Here is an 8,957-nt window from a genome sequence, read left to right on the forward strand (position 1 = left end):
CGCCCGCAGATCCACGGATTCACCCGGTTTGGGGATCAGAGGCTTCCCGGGGCGTGTCCGGTGGGTCAGCCGGTGGCGGCGCGGGCCGCCGCCAGCAGCTCCTCCGCGTGCGCCCGGGCGAGCCGGGAGTCCTCCTGGCCGGCCAGCATCCGGGAGAGCTCGCGCACCCGGTCCTCGCCCTCCATCGCCTGCACTCCGCTGCGGGTCACCGACCCGTCATGGGTCTTCTCCACCACCAGGTGCCGGTCGGCGAACGCGGCCACCTGCGGCAGATGAGTGACCACCACGACCTGCGCGGACCGTGCCAGCCTGGCCAGGCGGCGGCCCACCTCGACGGCGGCCTTGCCGCCGACACCCGCGTCCACCTCGTCGAAGAGATAGGTCGGCACCGGGTCCGAATCCGCGAAGACCACCTCCACGGCGAGCATCACCCGGGACAGCTCGCCCCCCGAGGCGCCCTTCGCGATGGGCCGCGGCCGGGCGCCCGGATGCGGGGTGAGGAGCAGTTCGACATCGTCCGCGCCATGCGGGCCGAAGGCGACGGCCCGGCCGCCGACCTCGATCCCGGATTCCGCGTCCGCCACCTCGCTCCGGCCGATCGCAAAGCTCACCCGGGCGTGCGGCATGGCGAGTTCGGCGAGCTCGGCCGTGACCGCCTCGGCGAACCGATCCGCCGCCGCGGCCCGGGCATCGCCCAGCACCTGGGCCAGAGCGCCCAGTTCGGCCCGCAGCGCATCGCGCTCGGCCGCGAGTCCGGCGATCCGGTCGTCGTCACCCGCCAGCTCGCCGAGCCGCGCCGCGCCCTGCTCGGCCCAGGCGAGGACCTCCGCGATGTCGTGTCCGTACTTGCGGGTGAGATGGGTCAGCGCCGCGCGCCGCTCCTCGACGGCGGCCAGCCGCCGGGGATCCGCGTCCAGGCCGGAGGCGTACCCCGCCAGCTCCCCCGCCACATCCGCGAGCAGGATGCCGAGCTCGCCGGTGCGTTCGGCGAGCTCGGCGAGGGCCGGGTCGTGGGAGCGTACGGCCTCCAGCGCCCGGTGCGCGCCGCCGACCAGGGTGGCGGCGTCGACACCTGCCGGGTCTTCGGGGTTCCCGGCGAGCGCCGCATGCGCGGCGGTGGCGGCGGAGGCCAGGGCCTCCGCATGGCCCAGCCGCTCGGCCTCGGCGGCGAGTTCGGCGTCCTCCCCGGGCAGCGGCTCGACGGCGGCCACCTCGTCCAGGCCGAAGCGCAGCAGATCGGCCTCCTGGGCGCGCTCCCGGGCGCGGGTGGTCAGTTCGGCCAGCTCGGCGGCGACGGCGCGCAGCCCGCGGTAGGCCTCGGTGTACTTGGCGAGCGGCCCGGCCACCGCCTCGCCCGCGTACCGGTCGAGGGCCTGCCGCTGCCGGGCGGGCCGCAGCAGCCCCTGCTGGTCGGTCTGCCCGTGCACGGCGACCAGGTCGTCCGCGAGCTCGCCCAGCAGCCCCACCGGCACGCTCCGGCCGCCGACATGGGCGCGCGAGCGCCCCTCGGCGGAGAGCGTGCGGCTGATGAGCAGGGCTCCGTCGTCGAGTTCGGCACCCGCCTCCCCGGCCCGTACCGCCGCGGCGGACCGGTCGTCGACGACGATCCGCCCCTCGACCACCGCGGCCTTGGCCCCGACGCGCACCAGGGCGGGGTCGGCACGTCCGCCGAGCAAGAGACCGAGGCTGGTGACGACCATGGTCTTGCCCGCGCCGGTCTCGCCGGTCACGGCGGTGAAACCGGGTGACAGCTCGACCACCGCGTCGTCAATGACGCCCAAGGACCGGATCCGCATCTCCTCCAACACGGATACGACGATACGAGGTTCCGGGACGCCGCCGCGACGGCCTCCCCTCCCGGCCGCCCCGGGAGCGGCCCCACCACCGGCCCCGCCACCGGTCCAGGTGTCGGCTCCATGGTCCCGGCGGCCGGAGCGGAGCAGGCCGGGAGCCATGCGCATACCCGCCGGTGCGCCCGGCCGGCGCCGGGTGCGGCGACGAGGGCTCGCCCCGGCCCCACCGGCCCCGTCGCCGTCCGCACCGGGCGGCTGACCATCAGCGGCGGGCGAGACCTTCACCTCAGATCCTGACGGGCCACACGGCCACCAGCCCCCGACGGCACGGCCACCCCGCGGCCACCCCCTAGTGCGGTGCCCCCCGCCAACCGGCGACCGGCAGCGCGAACTTCGCCACCAGCCGGTCCGTGAACGACGCATGGTGCAGCCGGGCCAGGCGGACCGGCACCTTCCCCCGCCGCACCTCCACCCGCGCCCCCGCAGGCAGCTCCACGCTCCGGCGGCCGTCGCACCACAGCACCCCGTTCGGGGTCTGCGGCTGCACCTCCACCGCGAGCACCGAATCCGGCGCCGTCACCAGCGGCTTGGCGAACAGCGCATGCGCGCTGATGGGCACCATCAACAGCGCCTCCACCTCCGGCCACACCACCGGCCCGCCCGCGGAGAACGCGTAGGCCGTGGACCCGGTCGGGGTGGCGCACACGACACCGTCTCCGCCGAACCGCGAGACGGGCCGCCCGTCGACCTCGGTGACGACCTCGAGGAGCCGCTCGCGCGCGGCCTTCTCCACCGAGGCCTCGTTCAGCGCCCAGTCCGTGTGCACCACCCGGCCGTCCGTCTGCACCAGCACATCGAGGGTCATCCGCTCCTCGACCTCATACGCCCGGGTCACCACCCGGTCGACGACCTTGTCGAGATCGTCCCGCTCGGCCTCGGCGAGGAAGCCGACCCGCCCCAGGTTGACGCCCAGCATCGGCACCCCGGACCGCCGCGCGAACTCCGCGCCGCGCAACAGCGTGCCGTCCCCGCCGAGCACCACCAGCAGCTCGCACCCGTCCAGCACATTCGGCCTGCCCGGACCGGACTCGACCCGCTCGACCGAGGGCGGCAGCGGCAGGTCGACGGCCTCCTCCGCGAGCACCCGCACCCCGATGCCGCATCGCAGCAACCCCTGGACGACGAGCTCCGCGCTGCGGATGGCCGCCGGGCGGCCGGTGTGCAGGAGCAGGAAAACGGTGCGTCCCCCCGCACCCTGGGTCTGCGATGTCGCTTCTGAAGTGGTCAACGGGGCCCCTCCGCCACTGCACGGTCAACGTCCGCCGGGTCCAGTTCGGGTGCTCCGGCGCGCAGCCACAGAAAGTACTCGACATTGCCCGAGGGTCCCGGCAGGGGGCTGGCGGTGACGCCGAGGACACCGAGACCCAGCTCGGCCGCCTGCCCGGCCACTGTACGCACCGCCTCGGCCCGCAGCTGTGTGCTGCGCACCACACCGCCGCTGCCGAGCCGCTCCTTGCCGACCTCGAACTGCGGCTTGACCATCAGCACCAGGTCCGCGTCGGGGGCGGCGCAGCGCACCAGCGCGGGCAGCACCAGGCCCAGCGGGATAAAGGACAGGTCGCCGACGACCAGGTCGGCCGGCTTCCCGTCGATCTGGTCCAGCGTCAGCTCACGGACGTTCGTACGGTCCTTCACGACGACCCGCTCGTCGCTCTGCAGCGACCAGGCGAGCTGCCCGTACCCGACATCCACGGCGACCACCTGCGCCGCACCCGCCCGCAGCAGCACATCGGTGAAGCCGCCGGTGGACGCGCCCGCGTCCAGCGCCCGGCGTCCCCCGACCCGCAGGCCGAGCGGGACGAACGCGGCGAACGCGCCCGCGAGCTTGTGCCCGCCGCGCGAGACATAGTCCGGGGCGCCGTCGTCCTGGGTGACGACGAGCGCGGCCCCGGTCTCCACCTGAGTGGCGGCCTTGGTCGCGGTCGCGCCCTGGACGGTCACCCGGCCTGCGGCGATCAGCTGGCTCGCATGCTCCCGCGAGCGGGCCAGCTTGCGGCGCACCAGCTCCGCGTCGAGTCGGCGACGGGTCACTGCCACGTGCGGTTCAGCTCCTGTTGTCGTACGGACCGGAGGGCGGGCCGGGACGCTGGTCGAGCGCGGTGAGCTCGTCGCGCAACCCCCCGTGTACATCCTCGTACACCTCCAGGTGACCGCTCACGTCGAGGTGGTCGGCGTCGGCGAGACGCTCCAGCTGCGTGTCCACCCCGGCGTTCCCGGTGGGGGTCCGCTCAATGCCCAGCGGCTGCGGTCCGGCGGGAAGGTTCGGCTCGGTCATGGCCCCGACGCTACCCCGGAACGGGTGTTTCTCCGGTGTTCGCCTCTGTCCGGTGTACCGTCCAGGGCAATGGCGACCATCGAGGAGTGCCTGAGCGCACTCGACCGGCTGGCGGAGAACCTCGCGGCGGCGAGCGGCGAGTTCCGCGACGCGGCCATGCTGGACCGCTCGCTGAGCTGCCACATCACCGATCTCGACACCACCTTTGTGGGCCACCTCAGGGAGGGCCATCTCAAAGAGGTGAAGACGATCCACGGCCTCCCCGAGCGGCGGGCCGAGATCGGCCTGGAGATGACCGGCGACGATCTGATCGCCCTCGTCGACGGCCGCCTGAATTTCGCCCGCGCCTGGGCCTCCGGCCGCGTCCGCCTCCAGGCCGGACTGCGGGACGTACTCAGGCTGCGCTCGCTCTTCTGAGCGGTCTCTCAGGCAGTCTCTCAGGCGGTCTCGCGCAACCGGGCCAGTGCCTTCCCCGCGTCCAGGCCGCACGACCGGTCCCCCGCCGCCGTCCAGGCCGCCGCGCACAGCGCGCGCAGGCCGTCGGCCCGTTCGCCATCCCCGTCGAGCACAAACTCGTCATCGCTCACCGATGCAATCCAGCCACCACACCCAAAGCCCTCACCAGTCGCTTCAACCCTCGGCTGCCCCACCAGCAACCCCCGCAAGTCCATGGCCACATAGGTGGGCCGATGCTTCGGCACCGCCTCGAGCAGCATGGCCGCCGTGGTCACCCCGGTCAGCACCAGCAGCGAATCCACCCCGCCGGCATGTGCGCCCTCGATGTCCGTGTCCAGCCGGTCCCCGACCACCAACGGCCGCCGCGCGCCCGTCCGCAGCACCGTCTCCCGGTGCATCGGCGGCAGCGGCTTCCCCGCGACCTGGGGCCGCGCACCACCCGAGGCAATCCGCACCACCTCCACCGCTGCGCCATTGCCCGGCGCGATGCCCCGCGCGCTGGGAATCGTCAGGTCCGTGTTGGACGCGAACCACGGCACGCCCCGACGCACCGCGTACGACGCCTCCATCAGCCGCGACCACGGCATCTCCGGCCCGCCATAGCCCTGGGCGACGGCGGCCGGGTCGTCGTCCGCCGACTCCACCGGCACCAGCCCGCGCTCCCGCAGCGCGGCCCGCAGCCCCTCGGCGCCGATCACCAACACCCTTGACCCAGCAGGCAGTTGCTCGGAAATGAGCCGCGCCACCGCCTGCGCCGAGGTGATCACATCCATCGGTTCGGCCGGTATCCCCAGCTCGGTCAGGTGCTCTGCCACCGTGTCCGGAGTCCGCGACGCGTTGTTGGTCACATAGGCGAGACGCATCCCGTCCGCACGGGCCGCCCCCAGCGACTCCACGGCGTGATCGATGGCCTCGCCGCCCGCGTACACCACACCGTCGAGGTCCAGCAGCGCCGTGTCATAGGCCGTGCTGAGCCGCTGCTCGCTGTTGCCGGGCCGGGTCCGGACACTGTCGCTCATGCCGAGTTCGCTCCTTGTATTGTTTCGTCTATATTTCGATCATTGCTCATCCCGCCATGGGACATAACATTTCCCAATGAGCACTCCAGGCCGTGCAGGGCGGCAAGGTCTTCAACTCGCTCCCTTCCGGGGGCTGCGCTACGTTCCCGAGCGCGTGGGCTCCCTCGCCGCCGTGACCTCGCCACCGTACGACGTCGTCGTGCGGCCGGACGGGCTGCGGCATCTGGAGACCGCCGACCCGCACAACATCGTCCGGCTGATCCTGCCGCAGGCGGCCACCGCAGCCGAACGCCACCGGCAGGCCGCCGAGACGCTGCGCCGCTGGCAGGACGAGCACATCCTCGCTCCCGACCCCGAACCCGCGCTCTATGTCTATGAGCAGCGCGGCGAGGGGATACTCCAACGCGGCCTCATCGGTGCCCTGCGGCTCACCCCTCGCGAGGAAAGCGTCGTTCTCCCCCATGAGGACGTGATGCCGCACATCGTCGAGGACCGCGCGGCCCTGATGCGCGACACCGGCGCCAACCTAGAACCGCTGCTGTTCTCCTACCGGGGCGACGGCAGCACCACGGGCGCTGCTGGGGTCATCGAGCGCGTCATCCGCTCTGCACCGCTGCTGTCCACGACCACCGACGACGGCTTCGCCCACCGGCTGTGGTCCATCACCGACCCGGACGAGCTGTCCCGCGTCGGCGACGACCTCTCCCGGCAGCGGGCCCTCATCGCCGACGGACACCACCGCTGGGCCACCTATCTGCGCCTGCGCGCCGAGCAACCGGCGCCCGGGCCCTGGGATTTCGGCCTCGTCCTGCTCGTGGACACCACCCGCTACCCCCTGCGAGTACGTGCCATCCACCGGCTGTTGCACCGCCTCCCGGTCGCCGAGGCACTGGCCGCCCTCGGCAACGCCTTCCGGGTACGCACTCTCGAGGGCCCCTTGCCGTCGGCTCTCGACGCGCTGGCCGAGGCGGCCGCCGCAGCCGGCAAGGAGGGCAACGCCTTTGTGCTCGCCGGTGACGGCCGCTACCACCTCCTCGACCGGCCGGATCCGGACCTGTTGGCCCGGACGATTCCGGCCGACCGCCCCGATGCATGGCGCGAGCTCGACGCGACGGTTCTGCACTCCGCCCTCCTGGAGCACGTCTGGCGGGTGCCGGACGATCCCGAGCACATCGGGTACATCCACGAGACCTCGGCCGCTGTCGAACAGGCCGAGCGGCACGGCGGCACGGCCGTGCTGATGCACCCGGTGCACGAGGACGTGGTCCGGGAGCTCGCCGAGCAGGGCGTGACCATGCCTCGCAAGTCGACGTCGTTCGGCCCGAAACCGGCCACCGGACTGGTACTGCGGAGCCTCGCGCTGAACTGAGTGGATATGTGCCGGGGGCGGAACCCGATTGGGTTCCGCCCCCGGCACATCAGCGGTCGACGGTTGACGCCGACGGTCAGCCCTGGTCGCCGGACTCCTGGGACTGCTCCGCGGCCTTGCTCTCGGCCTCGGCCTCGGTCTCGCCCGCGGCCTCTTCCGCGTCCCCTTCCAGCGCGTCGGTGAACTCCACGCCGTCCAGCTCGGCGAGCCGGTCAGAGGCATTCGTCGTGCCGCCCTGGTCCGCCTCGAGGGCCTTGGCGAACCACTCGCGGGCCTCGTCCTCGCGACCCACCTCGAGCAGCGCGTCGGCATAGGCATACCGCAGTCGCGCGGTCCACGGCTGGATCGAGTTGGATGCCAGCTCGGGGCTCTGCAGCGTCACGACGGCCGCGTCCGCCTGTCCCATGTCCTTACGGGCACCGGCGGCGACCAGGCGCATCTCGACCTGGCCCGCCTTGTCCAGCTTCTGCACCTCGGGCTCGCCGGCCATGGCCAGCGCACGCTCCGGGCGGCCCATACCGCGCTCGCAGTCCGCCATGACGGGCCAGAGCTCGACCGAGCCGGTCATCCGCCGGGCGGCCCGGAACTCGGCCAGCGCCTCGGAGTACTTGCCGGTCGCATACGACGCGAAGCCGGCGGCCTCCCGGACCGCGGCCACGCGGGAGGCGAGCCGCAGCGCGACCCTCGAGTACCCGTAGGCCTGCTCCGGGTCCTCATCCAGCAGCTTGGCGACCATGACGAGGTTGCGCGCGACATCCTCGGCGAGCGTCTTCGGCAGGCTCATCAGCTCCTGCCGGACGTCCTTGTCGATCTCCTGGCCGGTCACGTCCTCGGGGATCGGCAGACGCTTCACCGGCTCGCGGTCGCGGTCCCCCCGGTCACGGTCACGGTCACGATCCCGGTCGTCACGACGCCCATATCCACCACGGGAACGGTCGTCACGCCCGCGGTATCCGCCGCCGCCCTGACGCCCCCGGTCCTCCCGGAATGGCCGGCGCGGCCCACGGTCGTCCCGCCGGTCGTCGCGGCGGTCATCCCTGCGGTCGTCGCGGCGGTAGCCGCCCCGGTCGTCGTCGCGCCGAGGACCACGGTCGTCGCGGCGCTCGTCGCGGCGGAAGCCACCACGGTCGTCGCGCCGGTCGTCCCGACGGTAACCGCCCCGGTCATCATCGCGCCGAGGACCACGATCATCACGACGGTCATCACGACGGAAGGTCGGACGGTCGTCGCGGCGATAGCCGCCCCGGTCATCGTCCCGACGCGGCCCACGGTCATCACGACGGAAGCCACCACGGTCACCATCACGCCGGTCGTCGCGGCGGAAGCCACCACGATCGTCATCACGGCGGCCAAAACCACCACCAGAACGACCACCGCGGTCACCATCACGGCGGTAGCCGCCCCGGTCGTCGTCGCGCCGAGGACCACGGTCGTCGCGGCGCTCGTCGCGGCGGAAGCCACCACGGTCGTCGCGCCGGTCGTCCCGACGGTAACCGCCCCGGTCATCATCGCGCCGAGGACCACGATCATCACGACGGTCATCACGACGGAAGGTCGGACGGTCGTCGCGGCGATAGCCGCCCCGGTCATCGTCCCGACGCGGCCCACGATCGTCACGACGGAAACCACCACGATCGTCATCACGGCGAGGGCCACGGTCATCACGACCATCACGACGGAACGACGAACGGTCATCACGACGGAAACCGCCACGATCATTGCGGCGGAAGCCGCCCCGCTCGCCGCCCGATCGACCGTCGGGAGAGTTGGTGGACATCGAGGTGACTCCTGTCTTCAGGTACTGCAATCATTCTCGCGCAGCCGACTGGCAGACGCTCATCGAGAATTAACAAGGCAAATACAAAAAAGGACCCTTGGTCCCAGCGTGAACGCTGGGACCAAGGGTCCTTGAAAGATTGTTCGGCGGTGACCTACTCTCCCACACGGTCCCCCATGCAGTACCATCGGCGCTGAAAGGCTTAGCT

At 72.4% G+C, this 8,957-nt stretch carries 9 protein-coding genes and 1 rRNA gene; 2 read left to right on the forward strand and 8 right to left on the reverse strand.

What is annotated here, in order from left to right:
• Positions 1 to 65 precede the first annotated feature (65 nt).
• The 4 genes from recN to ABCR83_RS28785 all read right to left on the reverse strand — a co-directional run bounded on the left by recN (position 66) and on the right by ABCR83_RS28785 (position 4,128).
• The gene (gene recN / locus ABCR83_RS28770) at positions 66 to 1,796 is read right to left on the reverse strand and encodes a DNA repair protein RecN (RefSeq protein WP_462698159.1); all 1,731 of its coding nucleotides are present in this window, start codon (positions 1,794 to 1,796) and stop codon (positions 66 to 68) included.
• A 346-nt stretch (positions 1,797 to 2,142) separates the two neighbouring features.
• Complete coding sequence (locus ABCR83_RS28775; protein ID WP_462698150.1) at positions 2,143 to 3,081, reverse strand: NAD kinase; 939 nt, start codon at positions 3,079 to 3,081, stop codon at positions 2,143 to 2,145.
• On the reverse strand, positions 3,078 to 3,884 hold the full coding sequence (locus ABCR83_RS28780; protein ID WP_462698160.1) for a TlyA family RNA methyltransferase: 807 nt from the start codon (positions 3,882 to 3,884) through the stop codon (positions 3,078 to 3,080). The genes ABCR83_RS28775 and ABCR83_RS28780 overlap by 4 nt, the downstream gene beginning before the upstream one ends.
• A gap of 13 nt (positions 3,885 to 3,897) precedes the next feature.
• A complete protein-coding gene (locus ABCR83_RS28785) occupies positions 3,898 to 4,128 on the reverse strand; it encodes a hypothetical protein (RefSeq protein WP_462698151.1) in 231 nt (76 codons plus the stop codon).
• A gap of 69 nt (positions 4,129 to 4,197) precedes the next feature.
• On the opposite strand from ABCR83_RS28785, the gene ABCR83_RS28790 reads away from it, so the two are divergent.
• A complete protein-coding gene (locus ABCR83_RS28790) occupies positions 4,198 to 4,545 on the forward strand; it encodes a sterol-binding protein (protein ID WP_462698152.1) in 348 nt (115 codons plus the stop codon).
• A gap of 20 nt (positions 4,546 to 4,565) precedes the next feature.
• Here the strand turns inward: ABCR83_RS28790 and ABCR83_RS28795 are convergent, their stop codons facing one another.
• Complete coding sequence (locus ABCR83_RS28795) at positions 4,566 to 5,603, reverse strand: HAD-IIA family hydrolase (RefSeq protein WP_462698153.1); 1,038 nt, start codon at positions 5,601 to 5,603, stop codon at positions 4,566 to 4,568.
• A gap of 76 nt (positions 5,604 to 5,679) precedes the next feature.
• On the opposite strand from ABCR83_RS28795, the gene ABCR83_RS28800 reads away from it, so the two are divergent.
• Positions 5,680 to 6,972, forward strand: a complete 1,293-nt coding sequence (locus ABCR83_RS28800; RefSeq protein ID WP_462698154.1) for a DUF1015 family protein — start codon at positions 5,680 to 5,682, stop codon at positions 6,970 to 6,972.
• Between the two features lie 76 nt (positions 6,973 to 7,048).
• Here the strand turns inward: ABCR83_RS28800 and ABCR83_RS28805 are convergent, their stop codons facing one another.
• The 3 genes from ABCR83_RS28805 to rrf all read right to left on the reverse strand — a co-directional run.
• On the reverse strand, positions 7,049 to 7,816 hold the full coding sequence (locus ABCR83_RS28805) for a tetratricopeptide repeat protein (RefSeq protein WP_462698161.1): 768 nt from the start codon (positions 7,814 to 7,816) through the stop codon (positions 7,049 to 7,051).
• 5 nt (positions 7,817 to 7,821) lie between these two features.
• On the reverse strand, positions 7,822 to 8,691 hold the full coding sequence (locus tag ABCR83_RS28810) for a hypothetical protein (RefSeq protein ID WP_462698155.1): 870 nt from the start codon (positions 8,689 to 8,691) through the stop codon (positions 7,822 to 7,824).
• 199 nt (positions 8,692 to 8,890) lie between these two features.
• A 5S ribosomal RNA gene (rrf, locus tag ABCR83_RS28815) occupies positions 8,891 to 8,957 on the reverse strand; the annotation flags it as partial.

The organism is Streptomyces xingningensis (genome assembly GCF_054957865.1).

What these genes read in the sequence shown, in the direction of transcription:
- ABCR83_RS28785 (WP_462698151.1), bottom strand. Translation starts at nt 4,128, where the DNA reads ATGACCGAGCCGAACCTTCCCGCCGGACCGCAGCCGCTGGGCATTGAG.
- ABCR83_RS28800 (WP_462698154.1), top strand. Translation starts at nt 5,680, where the DNA reads ATGAGCACTCCAGGCCGTGCAGGGCGGCAAGGTCTTCAACTCGCTCCC.
- ABCR83_RS28795 (WP_462698153.1), bottom strand. Translation starts at nt 5,603, where the DNA reads ATGAGCGACAGTGTCCGGACCCGGCCCGGCAACAGCGAGCAGCGGCTC.
- recN (WP_462698159.1), bottom strand. Translation starts at nt 1,796, where the DNA reads ATGCGGATCCGGTCCTTGGGCGTCATTGACGACGCGGTGGTCGAGCTG.
- ABCR83_RS28790 (WP_462698152.1), top strand. Translation starts at nt 4,198, where the DNA reads ATGGCGACCATCGAGGAGTGCCTGAGCGCACTCGACCGGCTGGCGGAG.
- ABCR83_RS28810 (WP_462698155.1), bottom strand. Translation starts at nt 8,691, where the DNA reads ATGATCGTGGCGGTTTCCGTCGTGATGACCGTTCGTCGTTCCGTCGTG.